Annotated in this window: 20 protein-coding genes; all 20 read right to left on the minus strand. The window is 45.9% G+C overall.

Going from position 1 to position 20,648, the window contains the following annotated elements; all coding sequences use genetic code 11:
- Positions 1 to 38: 38 nt before the first annotated feature.
- The 20 genes from WOA13_RS00875 to WOA13_RS00970 all read right to left on the minus strand — a co-directional run bounded on the left by WOA13_RS00875 (position 39) and on the right by WOA13_RS00970 (position 20,648).
- Positions 39 to 848, minus strand: a complete 810-nt coding sequence (locus WOA13_RS00875) for an ATP-binding response regulator (protein WP_342126119.1) — start codon at positions 846 to 848, stop codon at positions 39 to 41.
- Positions 849 to 960: 112 nt separating this feature from the next.
- Positions 961 to 2,271, minus strand: a complete 1,311-nt coding sequence (locus tag WOA13_RS00880) for a TldD/PmbA family protein (RefSeq protein ID WP_342126120.1) — start codon at positions 2,269 to 2,271, stop codon at positions 961 to 963.
- A 1-nt stretch (position 2,272) separates the two neighbouring features.
- Entirely contained in the window at positions 2,273 to 3,604 is a 1,332-nt protein-coding gene (locus WOA13_RS00885; protein WP_342126121.1) for a TldD/PmbA family protein, read from the minus strand.
- Positions 3,597 to 5,510, minus strand: a complete 1,914-nt coding sequence (gene lonB, locus WOA13_RS00890; RefSeq protein ID WP_342126122.1) for an ATP-dependent protease LonB — start codon at positions 5,508 to 5,510, stop codon at positions 3,597 to 3,599. Before lonB ends, WOA13_RS00885 begins: the two co-directional genes overlap by 8 nt.
- A gap of 395 nt (positions 5,511 to 5,905) precedes the next feature.
- Entirely contained in the window at positions 5,906 to 6,295 is a 390-nt protein-coding gene (gene purE, locus WOA13_RS00895; protein ID WP_342126123.1) for a 5-(carboxyamino)imidazole ribonucleotide mutase, read from the minus strand.
- A 13-nt stretch (positions 6,296 to 6,308) separates the two neighbouring features.
- Positions 6,309 to 6,596 (minus strand): chorismate mutase, encoded by a 288-nt coding sequence (locus WOA13_RS00900; protein ID WP_342126124.1) that lies wholly within the window; start codon positions 6,594 to 6,596, stop codon positions 6,309 to 6,311.
- A 15-nt stretch (positions 6,597 to 6,611) separates the two neighbouring features.
- Entirely contained in the window at positions 6,612 to 7,475 is an 864-nt protein-coding gene (locus WOA13_RS00905; RefSeq protein ID WP_342126125.1) for a shikimate kinase, read from the minus strand.
- A 50-nt stretch (positions 7,476 to 7,525) separates the two neighbouring features.
- Entirely contained in the window at positions 7,526 to 9,457 is a 1,932-nt protein-coding gene (locus WOA13_RS00910; RefSeq protein WP_342126126.1) for a hydantoinase/oxoprolinase family protein, read from the minus strand.
- A 337-nt stretch (positions 9,458 to 9,794) separates the two neighbouring features.
- Positions 9,795 to 11,714: a hydantoinase/oxoprolinase family protein gene (locus WOA13_RS00915; protein ID WP_342126127.1), complete on the minus strand. Its 1,920-nt coding sequence runs from the start codon at positions 11,712 to 11,714 to the stop codon at positions 9,795 to 9,797.
- 186 nt (positions 11,715 to 11,900) lie between these two features.
- Positions 11,901 to 12,497 (minus strand): HemK2/MTQ2 family protein methyltransferase, encoded by a 597-nt coding sequence (locus WOA13_RS00920; RefSeq protein WP_342126128.1) that lies wholly within the window; start codon positions 12,495 to 12,497, stop codon positions 11,901 to 11,903.
- 5 nt (positions 12,498 to 12,502) lie between these two features.
- On the minus strand, positions 12,503 to 13,315 hold the full coding sequence (rsmA, locus tag WOA13_RS00925) for a 16S rRNA (adenine(1518)-N(6)/adenine(1519)-N(6))-dimethyltransferase RsmA (RefSeq protein WP_342126129.1): 813 nt from the start codon (positions 13,313 to 13,315) through the stop codon (positions 12,503 to 12,505).
- A 21-nt stretch (positions 13,316 to 13,336) separates the two neighbouring features.
- Complete coding sequence (locus tag WOA13_RS00930; protein ID WP_048205427.1) at positions 13,337 to 13,930, minus strand: DUF655 domain-containing protein; 594 nt, start codon at positions 13,928 to 13,930, stop codon at positions 13,337 to 13,339.
- 76 nt (positions 13,931 to 14,006) lie between these two features.
- Complete coding sequence (locus WOA13_RS00935) at positions 14,007 to 14,360, minus strand: RNA polymerase Rpb4 family protein (protein ID WP_048205426.1); 354 nt, start codon at positions 14,358 to 14,360, stop codon at positions 14,007 to 14,009.
- Between the two features lie 164 nt (positions 14,361 to 14,524).
- Positions 14,525 to 14,821: a 50S ribosomal protein L21e gene (locus WOA13_RS00940; protein ID WP_048205425.1), complete on the minus strand. Its 297-nt coding sequence runs from the start codon at positions 14,819 to 14,821 to the stop codon at positions 14,525 to 14,527.
- Between the two features lie 64 nt (positions 14,822 to 14,885).
- Positions 14,886 to 16,178 carry a tRNA pseudouridine(54/55) synthase Pus10 gene (locus WOA13_RS00945; RefSeq protein WP_342126130.1) on the minus strand — a complete coding sequence of 431 codons (1,293 nt, stop codon included), beginning with the start codon at positions 16,176 to 16,178 and terminating at the stop codon, positions 14,886 to 14,888.
- A gap of 30 nt (positions 16,179 to 16,208) precedes the next feature.
- Positions 16,209 to 16,817 carry a tRNA (pseudouridine(54)-N(1))-methyltransferase TrmY gene (gene trmY / locus WOA13_RS00950; RefSeq protein ID WP_342126131.1) on the minus strand — a complete coding sequence of 203 codons (609 nt, stop codon included), beginning with the start codon at positions 16,815 to 16,817 and terminating at the stop codon, positions 16,209 to 16,211.
- 196 nt (positions 16,818 to 17,013) lie between these two features.
- Positions 17,014 to 18,036, minus strand: coding sequence for a CNNM domain-containing protein (locus WOA13_RS00955; RefSeq protein ID WP_342126132.1), 1,023 nt, complete (start codon positions 18,034 to 18,036; stop codon positions 17,014 to 17,016).
- A gap of 174 nt (positions 18,037 to 18,210) precedes the next feature.
- Positions 18,211 to 19,260 carry a succinylglutamate desuccinylase/aspartoacylase family protein gene (locus WOA13_RS00960; protein WP_342126133.1) on the minus strand — a complete coding sequence of 350 codons (1,050 nt, stop codon included), beginning with the start codon at positions 19,258 to 19,260 and terminating at the stop codon, positions 18,211 to 18,213.
- 3 nt (positions 19,261 to 19,263) lie between these two features.
- Positions 19,264 to 20,169 (minus strand): 30S ribosomal protein S6--L-glutamate ligase, encoded by a 906-nt coding sequence (rimK, locus tag WOA13_RS00965; RefSeq protein WP_342126134.1) that lies wholly within the window; start codon positions 20,167 to 20,169, stop codon positions 19,264 to 19,266.
- Positions 20,166 to 20,648 carry an ATP-dependent zinc protease family protein gene (locus WOA13_RS00970; RefSeq protein WP_342126135.1) on the minus strand — a complete coding sequence of 161 codons (483 nt, stop codon included), beginning with the start codon at positions 20,646 to 20,648 and terminating at the stop codon, positions 20,166 to 20,168. The genes rimK and WOA13_RS00970 overlap by 4 nt, the downstream gene beginning before the upstream one ends.

Genomic DNA, 20,648 nt, shown 5'->3' on the forward strand with positions numbered 1-20,648 from the left:
TGATCGGGAAAAAGCGATTTAAATAATTTCAATTCCGATCACATTCCTTCTTTGTAGATAAGGTTCTCGATCTTTTTCCTTTCGGAAATATCACTGAAGGTTATCAGTACTCCTATCAGTTTGTCGTTCTCGCTTTTAATAGGTGATCCTATTATATCGACAGGAATCCTTGCGTTGCTCTTTGTGACAAGGAGTGTCTGGCTTGCCAGTCCGTAGAAAGCGCCTTCACGCATGACCTTCTCGACAGGGTCCTCAACGGCATTGCCGGTCTCTTCACTTTCGACATAGAATATGTCCTTTAGTTGTTTTCCGAGGACTTCATCCTGCTTCCAGCCGGTAAGTGCTTCTGCGAATGGGTTCATGAACTTCACATAACCTGCTTCATCAGTGGCGATCATTGCATCGCCTGTGTTGTTCAGTATTGCAGTAAGCCACTTCTGACTCTCTTTCAGTTTTTTCTCCATCTCATGCTTGTAGAGGGCGATCTCGATATTGGTTCTGAGTTCACTTTCCTCGAAAGGCTTGAGTATGTATCCGAAAGGTTCTGTCAGTTTAGCCCTTTGCATAATGCTTTCATCAGCATATGCGGTGATGTAGACAAGTGGGATGTTGTAGTTTACATGGATATGGTCAGCAGCTTCCACACCATCCATTCCGTCCTTTAGCATAATGTCCATCAGAACAAGATCCGGAAGGTCCTGCTGTAAATTTTCCAGTATATTTAGAGCTTCCCTGCCGCTGTATGCTGGAATTATATCATAATCGTATGATAGGTATGCAGTAAGTAATTCGACATTATCAGGTTCGTCGTCGACAACAAGTATTTTTGTTCTACCATTCTCAGCCATATTAACACCTAGTAACAGGGTCTCTTCTACAGAGTCATTATTGTAATGAACAATATATAATCATTACTATTATAGTATATAGTTATGCTTGATAGCGAAATTATTCACATCTTCATCCTACAATGCTCATATTTGATATCTTCAGTGAGGGCGTCACTGTTCCACCAACCTTACGAATGTCTTTTCCAGCTCCTGTTATATTGCTGAGCATGTCAAAGATATTGCCTGAAAGCATAAGGGACTTGATCGGTTTGTCTATTTCCCCGTCCTTTATTGTGAAAGCATTCCTGGCTTCCACAGAGAAGTCTCCGGAAATAGCATTTGCCGTATGTGCGCCTATTACGGTATTGATAAAGACGCCTTCCTCAGTTTCATCAATGATGTCGCTTTGCGGATGGTCCATAATTAGGTTGCGTGAGCCGATCGAAGGCGTGGAAGCATAGGAGTGGCGTATTCCATTTCCAGTGCTTGTGGTCTTATCCTTTCCTGCAGTGTAACTGTCATAGAGGTAAGAGCTGAAAATCCCTTTCTCGATGATCGTGGTTCGCTGGGAAGGTGTGCCTTCTTCATCGGAGATAGAGGTCTCGATCCCCCCATGCAGGGTTCCATCGTCGATCATTGTAAGTTCTGATGTGGCGATCTTCTCACCGATCTTACCTATAAGTGATGATCTTCCCTTCTGCACATTGTCAGCATCAAGAGATGGTTCAAAGGTATTTCCAAGGATATCTGAGAATGCGAATGGATGTAGTATCACATTTGTCTTCTGCGGTTCGATGGACATGCCGTTCTGCGATCTTAATGCAAGCTCTGCCGCATTCTTTCCGATATTGAAAGTATCAATGTCAAGAGAGCGTGAGACTTCGAAGTCATAGGCTGTGGAGATGTCTCCTTCTGTTGTGATCACATCCACAAAACCGGAAACTCCTGTGCCTTCATCGACCACTTCAACACCGTTGGTGTTCATTATCATCTGTCTGGTTACCGTTGTAGAGAAGCTACCTGAGGTCGTGTTGACGTTTGGTATGGATAATGCACCATTGATCATCTCTCCGGTAAGTGAGATACACTCGTCCAGCCCGAGTTCGTCTATTTTTTTGTCAAAGGTCCCCGATACTTCAGGATATTTTGAATTTGAGGGCAGGGATGTCCAGTCCGGATCGCTTTCCCTTATCCTTGCAGAAGATACGGCTACTTTTACAGCATCATCGATGCGTTCCACTATGTTAGTGCTTGCGAAACCGACTGCACCATTGACGATAGTGCGGATGCCTATTCCCTCATTGACCCTTTCTTTACCTGATTCGATCGTTCTCCTTTTCAGGTCCGCAGTGATCGAACGGTTGTGAATGATGAAAACTTCGGCTTCATCGGCGCCCAGTTGTTCAGCTATTTTCAGTGTCTTTTCAGCAAGATCGAACATATCAGGCACCTCCTACCAGCGCTTTTGAAATGGATATATGTGGAGATCCGTCCGATACAGGTGCAAGCTGGCCGCCTTTTCCACATCTTCCCGAATGCATCTTAAGATCGTTTCCGACCAGTGTTACATTGTTGAGTATCTCAAGGGTCTTGCCGGAAAGGGATACGTCACGTAGCAATGTTGTTACTTCCCCGTTCTCAACAAGATAACCTTTCTCGGCATTGAACTGGAATATTCCTTCTCCTGTATTGACCTGGCCACCACGTGAGCCGGTAAGGTACATTCCGTCCTTTACTTCCTCGAGCATCTCGTCAAAATTAGAATTTCCGTTGTCGATATATGTGTTGCTCATCCTGACGATAGGTGATGAATATCCCTGTGCACGGCAATTTCCTGGAATTCCACCAAGGGCTGCTGCTGTTTCCCTTGAATGCAGGTATGAGTTCAGGACACCATCTTTTATTATCGTGGTCTTTGATGACTGTACACCCTCTGAATCAAAAGGATAGTAACCATATTCATGAAGAGTTGGATCATCTATTATGTTGATAAGTGGTGATGCGATCTGCTCACCTATGCGGTTTGCAAGTATGGAACTTCCCTCAAGGACAAGGTCTGCTTCGGAAGCATGGCCCACTGCCTCGTGGGCAAATACGCCTGCAAGTTCAGGGTCAAGTATGACGGGTAGTGTTCCACCCTTTGCAGCTTTTGCACCTAGCAGTTCAACTGCAGTCCTACCTGCTGATTCTGCAAGAGCAAAAACGTCGTTCTTCTCGAAAAGCTCATAGCCGGAAACCCCGAATCGGCTTTCCCTGCCGACCTGGTATACTCCTCCTTCGCTTGCTACTGCACTGATGGCAAATCCTGTTCTGATGAGGTCATATTCGCAATCAATACCCTCTGAATTGATGTATTGAATTTTAACAGAGGTCTCAGAATAGACTGCGGAAGTGCTGCTTATACCGTCCACTTTTGCGTGGCTGTCAATGTCCTTTAGCAACTGGACCTTCTCTTCAATTGGAATGTCCTGTGGGTCGATCTCAGCGACCGGGATGTCCTTTAGAATAGGAGCTTCCATGGACTTGAGCTCAACTTTCTCCTTTGGTGAGATCGTGTCCATCTGCCCTGCAAGCTCTGAAGCAGAAGTGATGGCATCCTTGATTTCAAAATTACCTTCTGCTGTGGTTAATCCCCAGGAACCTCCGCATAATGCGCGTGCCCCGCAACCCCTGCTGTAGTTTACAGATATCTCTTCAATATTGCCGTTGTCAAGGACGATCGAGGTGGATGTACCATCGATCACCCTGACGTCGTAAAAACAAACTTCAGACATTGTTGCTTCCTGTGAGCGCTTCCATCTCGGATTTAGGAATGGCGTTCATTTCGGTCAGTTTCTTCAGCTTTTCGACAATATTTGCTTTGTCAGCACCTACAAGGCTGTGCTCGATAACTTCGGCAATGGTTGTTACCGGTATGATCTCGACCATGTCCTTGTAGTTCTCTTCAATAAGGACGTCAGCTTCGTTGGACTTTGGAATGATGACCTTCTTGATACCTGCTTGTGCTGCAGCTTCTATCTTGTAGGTGGCTCCTCCGATTGGAAGTACATCTCCTCTTACAGAGAGGGAACCTGTCATGGCAACTGTCTGGTCTATCGGAATGTTCTCCATTGCGGATATCACAGCTGTTGCGATGGATATTGATGCACTGTCACCTTCCACACCTTCATAGGTTCCAATGAACTGGATATGAATATCGTGATTGATCAGGTCTTCTCCGGTTATGTTCTTGATGACGGCTGAAACGTTCTGCACAGCTTCTTTTGCTATATCTTTCAGCATACCAGTGGCGATAACGTGTCCATGTCCGGTAGATTGTGTTGGTGTGACCTCTGCCATGATAGGAAGCACAATTCCTGAATCTCCGCCCATGACCGCAAGACCGTTGACCCTTCCTACAGATGCTCCGATCTTTGTGAAGAGCTGGTAGTCCTTACGCCTTTCCAGATAGCTGTCTGCCAGTTGTTGTTCGATGGAACGTGCGATCTTCTTTGCTGCAAGTACATGTTTTGCAGTTGTGACCTCTGCATTTTCGGAGTGAGCGATATCACCGGCGACCCTTACAAGTCCGCCAAGGTCACGGAACTTAAGTGTAAGATGACCTTTACGACCTGCCCTTCTTCTGGCTTCCCTGATGACCTCGTTCACAGCTTCCTTATCAAATGGCGGGATGTGACCGTCGCGTACAACTTCCTGTGCTACGAAGCGGACCAGTGTTTTCCTGTTCTCAATTGTGTCTTCCATGGAATCTCTCATGAAGACTTCATACCCGTAACCCTTTATACGTGAGCGAAGTGCAGGATGCATTTTTTCCATGGCATCCAGGTTACCTGCTGCTACCATGATAAAGTCACATGGCACAGGCTCGGTCTTTACCAGTGCACCGGAACTGCGTTCGGACTGCCCGGTAATTGCATATTCTTTCTCCTGCAGTGCTGTGAGCAGGCTCTGCTGGGATTCAAGTTTAAGGGTGTTGATCTCATCAATGAAGAGAACGCCTTTGTGTGATTTGTGAATGTCTCCGCTCTCGACCCTGTCGTGGGAAGGGGTCTCAAGTCCGCCTGACTGGAACGGGTCGTGCCTGACATCTCCAAGAAGTGCACCTGCGTGTGTTCCTGTTGCGTCGATGTATGGTGCGTGCTCTTTCTGGTAATTTGAAACGATGAGCTTTGGTATCATCATCTCTTCTTTTGGCATGAACTGTCTTGTCAGCATCAGTATCATGATAGCTGCAATAATACCCCACAGTAACTGGCCGACGTAAAAGGAATACATCACAATACCAAAGACCAGGAACATCATCAGCATGTTGCGTGACTGTGCCTTCTTTCGTGATTCCATCTTATGGGCCAGCACGATCTCCCTGCCTTTTCCGGCAGGTACTTCCCTGATCTTGGGGTTATTATTGTCCTCAAGATTCGGATATGTCATTATATCCTCAAGTTCTTCCTTTGGCAAAAGTTCAGCCATTGCCTTTGCAAGCATTGATTTACCGGTACCAGGAGTACCTATCATCATTACATGACGCCTTTGGCTGGCTGCTTTCTTTACAACTTCAACGGCGTGGTCCTGCCCGATGACCTGGTCTATCAGTAACTCAGGTACATCTATTGAACTTGTAGTGTTAAAATCTTCACCGAAAAGTTCGGCTTCTTCATTAGCAGTCATTTCGTTGTCCATGGTTAACTCACAATTTAAACAGTATGATATGCAGTTGTCTATAGGAAATATGTATGAACATAATTATTTCGAGAATTTTCGCTATTATTATACTAGAGGCATTCAAGTAAATATATTTAACTATTTCAAACCTTTCTGAAAGGTATGAGACGGTATGTTTTCAGATGTATTTTTTATATATGACCGGATGATCTCTTCATAGGCATAATGCTAAGATTGCTATGAAGCCTGAATTCTGTTATATATTCTTTAGCAATAGCTAAAAAAAGCATTCAATTAAGTGCGAAGCTTGTTAAAAAAATATAGAAAAGAGGTGGTAGTAGCCTACCTGCCCGATTATCCATTTATACTGGAATTTAAGTTTCTTTTTTTTGATCGCTTTTTTATCAGCTCTATCATTCAATAAGGTCAAGTATCCTTATTGCGAGCTTTGCGGCGTTTGCACCGTTATCGATACCAACGCTGGCAACAGGTACTCCCGGTGGCATCTGCACAACAGAGAGCAATGCATCAAGTCCGCCTAGCTTTGCACTGACAGGCACACCTATAACAGGTTTCATTGTCTTGGAAGCGATCACTCCGGGGAGTGCGGCTGAGAGTCCTGCGATGGCAATGAAGACCTTTGCATCACTGGCAGCGATGTGCTCCTCAAGTTTTTCCGGGTCTCTGTGTGCGGAGATCACATTGACCTCATATGAATATTTTGTATCATCCAGCACCTTTGTAACACGGTTTGCGATCGCGTGGTCTGACTCGGAACCCATTAGTATTGAAATGTCTACCATATTTTGTCTCCATTCAGGGAAGGTTTCCTTCCCCGCTAAGTTCATGTTGGCGCTCAATGCTCATCCTGATAAGGATCTCATATATTTCTTTTACAGCGCCGGAATCAAGGTTTTTTTCGGTTGCAATGTTGGCTGCCCTGTCAAGAACTACCTGGTTCTGTGTATCATCATTGATAGAACGGTGTTCTTCCTTTTTGCTTTCCAGGACCTCTTCTGCAAGATCGGTCCTTTTCGCGATCAGGCTTATGATGTCCTGATCCAGTTTCTCGATCTTACTGCGAACTTCATCTATAGCGGTCATGTTCACCCACGTAAATTAAGGTTTCATTAAACCTTCATTATTAATCTTGGTATTTATGACTTTTCCGCTCGTACCACACTCTTCCCATATTTTTATGAGTTCTTCTGCAAGATCCTTTTCCACAAGTGCAGAATATGCAGGTCCCGTGCCTGATAAGCTGACGCCTTTGACTCCGATCCTCAGTGCATCCATCATTATGTCTGTGCTGAAACCAAGTGCTCCGCAATAGAGGAAACCATTAAGCGTCATGGCCTTTTCATATTCACCTTCAAGCGTAAGCTCATATGCCATATCTACCCAGGGAGCTATAAGCTCGGAGTCCTGTACGTTGGTCTGCGAACTGAAAGATTGCCTGTCAGGCGCAAAGATGATAACGTCCATCTCTTTCTCTGCACGCCTGACCAGCTCGTTCTTCCTGTTATCCGTTACGACGATACCGCCAAAAAAAGAAGCACAGGCATCATCAAGGGCGCCTGTGATGGTAACGCCTGCATCCTTTGCAGCCCTTACGCCAAGAAGTACTGCGTCCATGGGTTCCATTGTCTCGCCAATGGCATCAAGAGTTGCAAGGATAGTTGCATTGGCAGCTGCACTACTGCTTTTGAGGCCGCTTGCCAGTGGTACTTCACTGCTGGTGTGGACAGTGCCTCCCATCTCAATGTCAAAATGCTCAAGGACAAGTTCCACTGACCTCTCGATCAGTGTTGTATCTCCCTGTGGAACATTTTCAATGGTGCCGCTTATTGCCGGGCTGCTCTTTGTAAGTTCAACATCGGCAAAGGTCTTCAGGTCGACGCCGAAAGCGGCTCCTTTCCATGTTGCGATTGCATTAATGATGGTTCCTGCACCTAGTGCATAGGCATGTCCTGTGAGTGTCATATCAAATTCCCGGAAATAGAATACGGGATTTTGATATTTAAGGATATGACTTACTTGTTGAGTTCAGCAATTCCCATGAATGCATACTTGGTCTCCAGAGGAACTCCGGTATTCAGCGGGTTGATAACTTTCTTTGTCATCTCTATGCTGATATTTCCGTCGTCCAGTTCTGCATCTTTCATGTAGTCCATGACCAGTTTGTGACCAAGCTCTTCTGCAAATTCAATTGCTTCCTCGTAGTTGTTCATCTCGTGTTTTCCATCAGGTGCAAAGACCGTTATGGATGTTGGTTTGAGATTATACTTTGATTCACCGAAGGTTGCCCTGATAAGGAGCTCTATCCTTTTCACACCTTTTCCTGCAAGGGCGCCGACAGCATTTCCTACCTCAGCATATTCAGGAAGAAGGATCTTTGCAGCTACGAATTTCTTGATCTCTTCGGTGTATGCACGGACAGGTCCTCCAAGGAGAACAACCGGTACATCGACCTTGAAACCTGCAAGGAACTCACCGTCAAGACCTTTTTCGATCTCTTTTGCATCTACGGTTTCCATGAGGTATGATAAAAGGTTCAATACCATGTTCTTTGCAACCTTTTCTTTGACAAGTGTGCATAGTTCCTTTACTTCCATATCTGCAAAGATGCACAACTGTTCCGCACCAAGGATTGCCGCTTCTGTGGACCACTCGTCGTAATCTCCAAGCACATGCAATGCATCGGTCGGTGTAAATCCGATGGCCTGGATGAGCCTCTTTTGTATAAGGCTGTCAAGTAGCATCGGAGAAGGCATTATATTTTTGTCCCAGTAAATTTCACTTACAGTAAGTGGTTCATCCCCGATCCTGTTCAGCAGTTCCTCTTCCCTTTGTGTAAGTTCGATAGGTTCCTGCGCTGTCCTGATAAAGAACTTTGTCGGCTGGATGTTCTCGCCCAGCTTCAATCTTGAAATTGACTGGCCCTGTTTCAGCTTCTTTATGATCCTCGGATATTTTGTAGCTGCCACAGATAGGGGTACGACCCTTCTTGGTCCAATGCTGATCACATGGTTCATGACCCATACATGGCTGTCTCCGCCCATTGCAGATGTTTCCATCTTGATGGCCTCGACCTTTGTCTGCCATCCACCTACGATAGCACCGACATCGGATATCTGTGGCAGTCCGTTGACAGTCAGGGATACATCGGTACTTGTGCCGCCCACATCGATGACCACACAACTGGGTTCATCTGAAAGGTAAGCTGCACCCACAAGGCTGGCGGCAGGTCCTGTAAATATTGATTCTATCGGATGTTTCAATGCTTCCTGCATTCCTACTATGGAACCATCACATTTGAGCATCATCAGCTTTGCATTTATCCCACGGCGCTTGACCTCAGAAGCCACCGTATTCATGAACTGGTTTGCTATGGGGAGCAGCTGAGCATTCAGGAATGCGGTAATTCCCCTGTCGTATGCTCCAAGGGACTGGGAAAGCTCGTGTCCGCAGACAACCGGCATTCCGGTAAGTTCTGTAATGACTTCCTTTACCTTGAGTTCGTGCTCAGGGTTTCTGACGCTGAAATAAGATGAAACGGCAAATGCTGAGACCTTGTTCTTAACTGCCTCTACGAACTCCCTTACCGAATCGATATCCAATGGGGCGGCCTCATTACCTCCGGAACTATGTCCGCCGTCTACTGAAATGTAATACTTGATCGCTGAATTCTTCGGTGTATCGGTCTTGCCGACAAGGATAAGTCCCACAGGGTAGCCGGTCTTTTCCAGGATAGTGTTGGTTGCAAGTGTAGTGGATACAGATACAAGTTCTACCTTTTCGAGAATGGACTGGTCAAGGGCATTAAAAGCATTCTGTATACCTATCAAAAGGTCCGGGTATGTTGTCCTTGCTTTTGTAGAATCAACGATCTTTCCGTCCGCGTCGCTTATGAGAACGGCGTCGGTATAAGTTCCTCCTGCATCAATGCCAAGACTGTATTTCATGATCTTATTCCTTTATAGTGAATTTATTTTATTGCTTAGTGCAATCAGTTTCAAAAACAGCATATCATATTGCCGAAACATGCCATTTTACCAGTAGCACTAAAAAGCAGAATCAATTGCTGATCAACATTGTAATCGTTATCCAGCAAGTTAGGAATGATTCCTGGTATATGAACATTCGGATTTTGTTGTGAAGTTTGAGAAGTTCAATGATAATGAGGACATCTCAATGATCTCAGATTACAGCCTGCCAGTTGATATCCTGCTGATGCCAGTTTGACCCCTCGTAGAGATCATTATTCATATCGGCAGGCTGTGGTCATTTTCATCCTTGTTCTCAGATCTCCCTCTTTGGTGTGCCAATTCCCACGAAAACGAGCTTTGTTTCCAGTGGCAGGCTGTCGCCATGCATTGTTATGTCGTTCCTGGTCACTTCTATACGCACATCTTCAGCATCAAGTCCTGCTTCTTTCATATAGCCAAGGACAAGTTCCCGTCCAAGCTTATCTGCATATTTGAGGGCTTCCGGATGTGTCTGGAAGACTGTACGCTGACCCTGTGCGAACACTATATTACTGATCTTAGATTTCTTCCTGACGTTCTTGATAAGTATCTCGATCCTCTTGATGCCTTTTCCTACAAGAGCCCCTGCAGCATTACCTACTTCCGAGTGTTCCGGAAGTATAACATCTGCATCAATCAGGTTCCTTACATCTTCTACGTAGGCGCTTACCGGTCCTCCCAGAAGGACTACCGGGACATCAAGCTTGAACTTGGTGTGGAAATCACCTTCAATGACCTTTCTGATCTCTTCCGGTTCGACATTTTTCAGAAGGTATGACATCAGGTAGATGACCATGTTCTTAGTAACCTCGCTCTTTACCTGCTGGCAGAACTCCATCTTGCTCTGGTGAGTCATCCGGCTAAGCACAGTGGCAGCGGTATTAGAAGCTTCAGTGTTCCATTCGTTATAGTCGCCAAGGACATGGAGTGCATCCGTTGGGGTGAATCCGATTGCCTGTATCAGCCTTTTCTGGATCAGTGAGTCCAGGAATGCAGGCGATGGGAGCTTTTCAAGGAAAATACTGTTAATGGATACCGGATCATCCCCTATCCTGTCAAAGATCTCCTTTTCAGAGGGGCTGAGCTCGGATGTTGGTTCTTTTCCTGACCGGATGAAGAACTTTGTGGGCTGTATGTTATCGCTGAGAAGCATTCTTGAGGGTATCCTCGACATCTTCAGTTTTTCGATCATTGAAGGATACTTTGTTGCAGCCACACAGATCGGGATAACTCTCCTGGGGCCAATGTTGGGTTGCTGGTTCTTTATCCAGATGTGGCTGTCACCGCCCATTGCAGATGTTTCCATACGGATGGCCTTGACCTTTGTCTGCCAGCCTCCTACGATCGCACCTTCATCACAGAGCTCAGGCAGCTCGTTCTCTATCATAGAGACATCGGTACTGGTGCCTCCTACATCAATTACGGTGCAGGTCTTAGCCTTGCTGAGGTATGCAGCTCCCACAAGACTTGCTGCGGGTCCTGAGAAGATCGACTCGATAGGTTTCTCCTTTGCTTCATCGATACCCACCACAGAGCCGTCACATTTGAGCATAAGCAGCCTTGCCTTTATACTCCTTCTTTCCATCTCGCCGATAATGGTCTCTATGAAATGGTCTGTGATAGGGATCAGTTGTGCATTAAGGTATGCTGTGATTCCGCGGTTGTAAGCTCCAAGGTCCTGGGACAGTTCATGTCCGCAAACGGAGGGTAGTCCTGTCAGCTCTTTGATGAGCTCTTTTATGGCAAGCTCATGCTCAGGATTACGGATACTGAAATAGGATGAAATGGCAAATGCAGAGACCTTGTCCTTGTTTTCCAGGATGAACTCCCTGGCAGTATCGAGGTCCAGTCTTTTTAGTTCTTCCCCGTTGGGCCCATGCCCGCCTTCAACAATTATGTAATTTCTAATGGAATGGCTTTCTGGTATAACATAGTCTCCTGCCATTATAAGTGCGACCGGGTAGCCGGTATCTTCAAGAATTGTGTTAGTGGAAAGTGTGGTGGATACGGAGACAAGCTTTACATCTTTCAGGTAATCCTGGTCCAGTCCGTCAAGTGCGTTCTGAATTCCTATCAAAAGGTCCGGATAGGTTGTTCTGGCTTTAGTAGAGTCGATGATCTCTCCGTCAGAATCCCTTATTATGACTGCATCGGTATATGTTCCGCCTGCGTCAATGCCCATGCTGTATTGCATCTTTTAATCACTCCTTTTACTCCAATATCAGAATTCACTTCGCATGAAGGTTATAATTAGAACTATATACGGTTTCCCTAAATAAAAATGGTAAGGACTCGTATATAAGAGTTGTGTGGAATGTGTGCAAAACCTATGGTGGCCTATGTTTAGAATGTGCTGACGTATTGTGGCAGGCCAAAAATATCAGGGTTGAAGAATACCTTTCAGGACCACCAGTTCCTCAAAGAAGCAGTCCCTGTCACTTCCGCAGGTCTCAACTTTGAAACCATGGTCTTCCATGCGTTCCTTTACCTGATCTATACCTGTTAGTGAGGATATGAGGATCAGCACCATCCCGTAGGCGTTGAGGTATTCCGGGACTTCGTCGATAAAACAGTTAACTGCATCCCTGCCATCAGGTCCGCCGTCAAAGGCATAATTGAGCCACCCGGGAACTTTCTCATCCTCTGCTGTGGGTAGGTATGGGGGATTAAAAAGGATCAGGTCGAATGTTGTTCCGGCTCTGAAGCAACTGAACATGTCTGCCCGTATAACCTCTACATTATTGGAACGTGCACATGAGGCGGCGAGGGGGCTGATCTCAGTGGCGATCAGATCAACATCAACATTGCTCTGGAGAACAGCTGAAACAAAACCGGTGCCTGCGCCAACTTCCAGGACTTTCATTCCTGGCTTTGCACTATCGATCGCAACATCGGCTAGAAGGTAGGAATCCTCGGCAGGGTCGTAGACCTGTTCATCAAGGTTTATGTCGGCGTTCCGGTAGGTGATCGTTACCATGGTCTTTACATCGCATTCTTCATTTTGCAGATGTGGTTTGCAATGTCTGCCAGTTCCTGCGGCTCAAGGTTCTCGGCACGTTTGCTCATGAGTTCCTCTGGCAGTTCATCGACGATCTGCTTGATGTTTGGTACCTTCAGCAAATGGTTGCCTTTGATGATCGCATTCCTGAGCTTTTTTCTTCTCTGGAGGAATCCGGCTGTGACAAGGTTCAGGAAGAACTCCGGCTCATCCACATGGAATGGTGCCGGACGGGGGACAACCTTGACGACTGCGGACCACACTTCGGGAGGTGGCGAGAATGCGGATGGTGCTATCTTCATAATGATGGATGCATCAGCAAAATAGTGAGTGTTCACAGAAAGCCTGCTGTAGTCTTCTGTATTGGCTTTGGCTACCATCCTCTGTGCAAACTCGTATTGGTACATCAGTATGCCCAGTTCAAAGTCCTGCTCAAAGAGCTTGAAAGTGATCGGTGAGGATATGGAATATGGAAGATTTGCAACAACTTTGTTGAACTTAGGGAGATCGACCTTCAGGACATCGCTGTGTATGACCTCAAGTTTTTCATTGTCCGGAAACCGGTCATGAAGGACATCCACAAGCTGCGGGTCGAGCTCTATGACTATGACCTTTCCTGCTTTTTCAAGAAGCCTTTCCGTAAGATTGCCGATCCCGCCGCCGATCTCAAGTACAACATCATCTTCGGTGATATTGGCCTCTTCGACAATGGAGTCGAGAATTCGTTCGTCGATCAAAAAATGTTGGTCATGGCACCCGCCCCGGATGCCATATTTTTGCAGGATCTTTCTTACCAAGGCGATTACACCTGTCTTTAATTATTTTTTGGACGGATGCGTTGCTGCTGTAAAGAGCCTGTATTTGATGTTGTCATCCTTAAGCTCTTCAAGTATGCGGTTCACAATTACCTTCTCAGGTGTATGGACACCTCCGACACGGTCGTGAAGGTCCTTCAGGCTCTTGAACTCGCCTTTCTTACGCTCGTCGATTATTGCCCACATTAGCTTCTTCCCGATACCCGGAAGCAGCTCAAGCATGTGCAGCCTTGTTGTTATCGGATGCGCTTCGTTGAAGAACTTGACGAACTTCTCTTCCTGATGCCTGACACATTCCTCAAGCACATGAGGGATCTCAAGCTCTGCACCATGGCTCAGTTCCGCATAGTGTATCCTGTGCTTTACGTGGTCGATAACATCGCGGTCCCCGTCACCAATGTAAACGCGGGACTGTATCTCCGGAGCTGCTCCTTCTTTTGGAACAAGTTCCATAAGTACAAAGTGTTTGTCACCAATAGCCTGGACCAGGGGTTTCTTCTGGTATGATGGACGTTTGTCCGTTGTGCTGCCGTATGGCAGGTAGTCAAGAACCCATGCGTAGTCCTCTTTCTCAGGTGGTGTTCCCCTCTTTCTCATAGTATCCTCCCGTATGTTGTGCATCGATGATGAAACTTACTGTTTCCATCAAAAAAAAGTAAGTATGAGATATAAATTATTCCATTGACTCAAGCACCAGATTCAATATTGCATCCAGCTCTTCTTCGGTCAGGGTAAATCTCTCTTTTGCATAAAGGGCCCTGAGCTCATCCCTGCTCTGAGGAACGATATCAGCAATATGGATTGCGATCTCAGGTTTCATCTTCTCCAGCTCAAGAAGTTTGTTCACAAGTTCTCTGGACTTTTCCGCGTTGATCTTTGCGAACATGTCTGCATGGTTGATGGCCTTACGTAGCTCGTATCCCAGTTCTTCGCCACGTTCCGTGCGCTCTTCCATTATATCGTTAAGTATTTCCTTGACTTCGGAAACAGTCAATAACTCTTCACTCTGAACTTGTTTGACTATCATTAAAATACACTCTTTGAAATTAAGTATAGATTACCGTTTTGAGGGCCACAGTTGTAGCAGACGTACTCTTTCAGATAGATGTCGATACAGATATAACTATCGACTATATCTTACGATATCTGAATGAGTAAGTATCCAGACTATTGCTAGTCTGGAACATTAACTTAGTTGTATTTCTGTGGTTTAAGGTGCTGTGGGAGGGCGATAACTTCCTTCATGGAGTTTCCGTCCCTGACCTGTAAGAGGTATCCTCTTCCACGCTGTCCCATGACCTTTGCGGTCTTGCCCTGGAACTTTGCGTTTGGCATTCCTTTCTGTACGCTTGGATCGATGTCGATGTGGACCATCTGTCCGTTATCGAATTCCTGGATCGCTTTGCTTACAGGGGAGAGTCCTCTTTCCCTAACAGTCTTCTTCAATTTGTACCTTGTGCAGGCTCTTTCACCGTGTGATGTTGGCATTATTTTCCTCCGTTGTTCAGGTCGTGGATAAGACCTATGTTTGATAAATCTGATGGTTTGCCGATTAGATATCGACACCGATAACGTCCAGCTCGGCAACAGTTGCCTGGGTTCCGATAAGTCCTGTAAGGCTTGGCACTGTCCTGCCTTCGTCACTGGATATTAATTCCTTGACATAAAGACCACCCTCGCAATGGACTTCGATCATTGCATGGTCTTCTGTCAGTTCATTAAGCTTCATGTCATGAACCGTTCGCTTACGTACCAGATCCGCTCTCCTGTGGGAAACACGCTGTGGTGTTCTCTGGCCGATCTGTGCACCAATTAGTTCATTGATTGCCGATCTGAGCTTCTCTTCTGGAATTTGCTCTTTGAATGTAACTTTAAGGTTATAAACTTTATCCGCCTTTGAGGTCTTCAAAGCCTCGATAGTGCCCTTTGGTGTAAAGGTAAGGCCGATAACTTCGATCTTGCCCTCAGCCTGGTCATTGATCTGTTTCTCAACTTCCTTGAGGTCACATGTCCTGAGCAGTGGTTCCACAGCCTCTACAACGAAAGGCCTGCCGGTTCCCAGCATAAGTGCATCGATATCCTCACGGCCTGCACCGTGGAACTTAGTGTCCATGCATTTGAGGGCCTCGATAACAGGAGCTTTGGTAAGCTCATCCACGGATTCAGGGTACTGCTTTCCTGTGAAGTTGCAGGCCTCACATCCCTTTCCTTTGCATGATCGGCATGGCCAGCGTGTCTGCGGGATGGTTCGCACGAACTTCCTGTACCTTCCGAGGATATAGACCGAGCGGACCTGGAGAATTACTTCCTCATTAGCAAGGTCCAGTGTTACAAGTATATCAGGTGTCTCAAGCTCTACTTCCTTGTTCGTCCTTTTTGCTATGAGCTTGCCCACTTCACGGTTAAGCTCGGACTTGAACTGCTCTGCATGGGTTGCTTCAGACTCGGTCCAGAGGATCTCCTCGTTCTCGCTCAGGAGCCCGCTCATCTTTGTTCCCACAAGGAATGTGGAATACTCATAATTCTTCAGTGCGATCTCGGCCCTTTCAGCCCAATCGTCAAGCTTCTCAAAAAGTCCCAGGCATACCCAGCATTTCTCATCTTCGCCTTCTTTTCTCAATGATTTGCGGGCGTTGACACTTGAGCTGCTCAGCTCTTCCAGTATCTCCTTGTCACCCTCGTCCTTTCTCAGGCGGTCTCCTTCCATGGCAAGTGCCAGCTTAATGGCACTTCCCCTTTGGTCATTGGTCAGTCCGGTGGAGAGCTTTGCAAACTGTCTTCCCATACAGTGGTCACAAATAGGTCCTTCCTGGACGATCTTCTTTGCAGTATCGAGTATGTTCACCTGGTCACTTCCTTGTTCCTGTTCCTTAAATTACTGGACCTTCTCTGCCATTGTCCTGTCGATCTCATTGTTGATCAGTATTATGCAGTGGTCTGCATGTAATGGTATCGGGCCCAGTGAGATTGTTTCTGCACCCTTTTCATCTATCATCTGCTCTTCCTCTTCCGTGACGCCCACATGGTCACCAAGTATGAATACAGCATTGTCGTCAAGGTCCGTCATCTCACGGATATCCTTTCCGTTCTCGTGCAGGTAGATGAACCTGCGCCCTTTTTCACTGAACTCGGACAGGAGGGTGTCAAGTCCGCCCTTTCTCATGAAAACTCCCGGCGTGGAGCGTGTCTCCCTTTCCCCGGCTTCCTTCTGGAGTGCTTTTTTAATAAGCGATCCCGCGCTTCTTTCGTCAGGGTTAAGATATCTTATGTATTCACCATCAAAACGTACTATCTTCCCGGGATCCGGATCGCCAAGCAGTACGAGGTGTACCTGAACGTCCCTTCTCAGGTCATGGGACAGGAACAACGATGAGTTGATGCATCTGCAAAGGATGTCCATGCGGCCGGCTGAACCGGGCATGTCGTTCAGGGAAAAGTCGCCTTTTGTCACAGCTTTATGGGCAATTATCACAAAATCTCGCATTTTTTAGTATCCTGTCTTGTTGTTGGTGATAGCTATTTCCATTGAATTTAATGCATCATTCGATAAAACAAATACTTTTTTATTTATGTGCATTCCGGAATGGTTCATAATACAGGATATAGGATAAAAACATATCTGCTTTGGTCAGAACTCAGGACATCAATGTGTCATCAATAAAATGAGTCAATCGTCTTTGTTATCTCATCCTGTTTACGATACCCCTGAACAGCCGACCAAGGATGTCAGAACCTGTTATGACGATCTTTTCAGGATCTTCGTCGTTCCAGTAAAGTATGAGGTCGTTATCGATGACATCATCCTCTGAATCGACAGGATATACCTTCAGCTTATGGATTACATCCCCTATTTTTTCCTTAGGGCTTTTTACGATTATAGGGACATGGCAATATCTTAGTGGATAGAATGGCCTTTTGTAGATCGCATCCCTTATGAACGACGTGGAATCGATGGCCACGACAGGATGATCGTTTTCATCGACAGCGATTATCCACTTCTTGGCAGGTTTGGCTATCTTCTGTAGCAGTTCCTCGAACTCCGGGGTCCCTATCTCGGGGAAGATCGGTCGATTGTTATATGATTCGATCTCAATTATGGAATTCTGGTCTATAATGGAACCTTCCTGCTTTATGCTGAGGTCATCCAGTGAAAGGAAATTGAGGGCACCAACGCCTTCCAGCCTGTCGATGTCACTGGTATCCTCCCTGATGTGCTTCTGCAGCATTATCCTAAGGGATGTCTCCTTGAAGAACTCAAGTTTCTCCGTACCAAGCCATCTGTCAAGCACCATTGCGGAAGGTTTTGTGACAGGATACAACAGCATTATGTAGAATTTTACAATAGGTGTCAGTGAAGCTCCCATCTTCAGGGCATTCCTAGTGAAATATGCCTGTGGAAGGATCTCTCCGAAACAGGTAATGAATACCGTGGAGAAGATGAAAGCAGAGCTACCTATCATTACTGAGTCCGTTAAGAGGGTGAGCAGTACGTTGACACCCACATTACCCCACAAAAGGGTGGAAAGCAGCAAGTGCGGGTCTTTTCTCAGCTTCAGGACCTTTATTGCATGTATGTTGTGAGCTTCAGCCTCGATCTCAAGCCTGAGGCGGCTTAATCCAAAAAGACCGATGGTCAATCCCGAAAACAGAGCCGATTGGCTCAGGCAAAGAAGTATGAGTAACCAGATGATGATATCATTCATGATTAAGTGATTCACTCCGTGTATGAAACAGTGTTAATCATAATATGCAGGCACGAAATAAAACAATTTCTGTGTGATTGGATATCTTCAATCTTGTTCTGATGTATAATTGTGCTTTCTGGAGTTTTTGAGCTATAGTTCTGTTCATTATTACTGCCATTATAATCCAGAAATTTACACCAGAGGCACTTGCTCACTTTTTACTTCATCAGTTAGAGGGTCAAGTTCATCGTGATATGTTTCGATGTAATTGGAGATCTCTTCTTCCTTCACAAATTTTGCGATATGGAAAATAGCTTCACCTTCATGTGCAAGTGGGAGGTTCGTTTTTCCGATGACGATCCCTGATACTGTGCTTGTTACGTTCGTTTCGATCTCCCCTAATGGATCATTTATGTAGGCTAATATATCGCCTTTTTTAACCAGAGTTCCCAGAGGAATAACTGAACGTAGTATTCCACTTTCCGGAGCTCTGACCCATTGGGTAGATCTGGATATAAGAGTCTCATACTCTTTCTTCTTTCTGCTTTTTGGTCTCATTCCCAAATAAGACATGACTCCGAGGATTCCTCTTACTCCTGCTCTAATAGAGACTTCGTCAAATCGGAGTGCTTCGCCTGCTTCATACAAAAGGACCGGTATATTGTTATGTTCACGAGCTGCTTCGCGCAACGATCCATCGCGTAGTTCAGAATTAATAATTACAGGCACACCAAAAGCACGTGCAATAGCTTCGGTTTCTGGTTCCCCTCTCAAACAGGCACGGATCTGTGGTAGATTTTCCCGAGCAATGGCTCCTGTATGAAGATCTATAACATGGGTACAATGGTCAATTATCTCTGTCATAAGCATATTTGCCAGACGGGATGCCATTGAACCGGATCTTGAACCGGGGAATGATCGGTTCAGATCACGTCTGTCAGGCAAATAGCGGGACTGGGAAACAAAGCCGAATACATTTACAATTGGAATTGCAATAAGTGTACCTTTTATCTTGTTGAGCGTTTTGTGTGTGAGGATACGGCGTATGATCTCAACACCATTGATCTCATCTCCGTGGATAGCAGCACAGATCAACAGACAAGGTCCCGGTTTATTTCCATGTACAACATGGATCGGCATTGACGCTGAGGTATGTGTATAAAAGCTGGGGATTGGTAATTCAATTGATGTCCTTGTTCCCGGCTGAACTGTTATACCTGCAATTGTTATCGGTTCCTGCATAGATTAACCTTTACCACGTGTCCTGGTCTTGCCGGTTTTAGAGTTCTTCTCGACATAGTCAATGATCATTCCTGCAATATCTTTCCCGGTAGCCTTTTCGATGCCTTCCAATCCGGGGCTGGAATTAACTTCCATTACAAGGGGACCATGATTGGATCGTAAAAGATCAACACCTGCAACATTGAGTCCCATGATCTTTGCAGCACGTACTGCGGTAGAGCGCTCTTCCGGTGTGATCCTGATGATCTCCGCAGTTCCTCCCCTGTGTATATTGGACCTGAACTCTCCTGAAGGTGCCTGTCTTTTCATGGATGCGACAACCTTTCCACCGATGACGAAACAGCGGATATCGGCTCCGCTTGCTTCCTTTATGTATTCCTGGACAAGGATGTTGGCCTTTACGCCCATGAATCCTTCTATGACGCTTTCTGCAGCCTTTTGTGTCTCGGCAAGTACTACTCCGATTCCCTGTGTACCTTCAAGAAGTTTGACGACAAGAGGTGCACCTCCTACCATTTTGATCATGTCTTTAATATCATCAGGCTTGCTGGCATAACCTGTTACAGGGAGCCCTATGCCTTTTCGGGAAAGCAGCTGCAGGGAGCGAAGTTTATCTCTAGAGCGGGTTATGGCTACCGACTCGTTCAAAGGGTATACTCCCATCATTTCGAATTGCCTGAGGACAGCAGTACCATAGAAAGTAACGGATGCACCGATGCGAGGGATAACTGCATCAAATCCATCAAGCTCCTCACCCTTGTAGTGAATGGTTGGCCTGTGGGATGTGATGTTCATATAGGCTCTTAGAACATCTATTACCTGAACATCATGTCCTCTTTCTTCTGCTGCTTCGATCAGGCGGCGGGATGAGTAAAGCTTACGGTTTCTTGATAATAAGGCGATCTTCATTTGTCAACCTCGGTCTTTAAATTGTATATCTTGTGTGCATCGAGCTTTCCATGCATGTAGGATGCAGCAGGATCTACAAATGCCCGATTCTCTATTGCACGACGTCCCAGAAGCATCCTGAAACGCATGGTATCACGGTCTGTAAGTGTAATCTCTATCGGATAACGACTGGATGCAACAATGATATCGGTTTCGATGACATACCTCATTTCCCTGTGTCCGCCGGAATCTGTCACCTGTCTGCGGTCTTTCAGGGGTGCTGTACACTCTACCTGTAGGTCCTTGTTATTTTGTATGGGATGGACCATGAAACGGACCATTTCAATGCCGTTGTCGATGTAATGCTCCACATTGAATGCATGTATTGCAGATGTCTTTGCACCTGTATCCACTTTTGCTTTGATCGCAGGAAGGCCGAGTTCCGGCAATGTGACCCACTCTCTCCACCCAAGTGTCAGTTTGTGTTCTTCCCTATCCAT

Origin of the sequence: Methanococcoides sp. LMO-2 (genome assembly GCF_038432375.1) — an archaeon.
GTDB lineage: Archaea > Halobacteriota > Methanosarcinia > Methanosarcinales > Methanosarcinaceae > Methanococcoides > Methanococcoides cohabitans.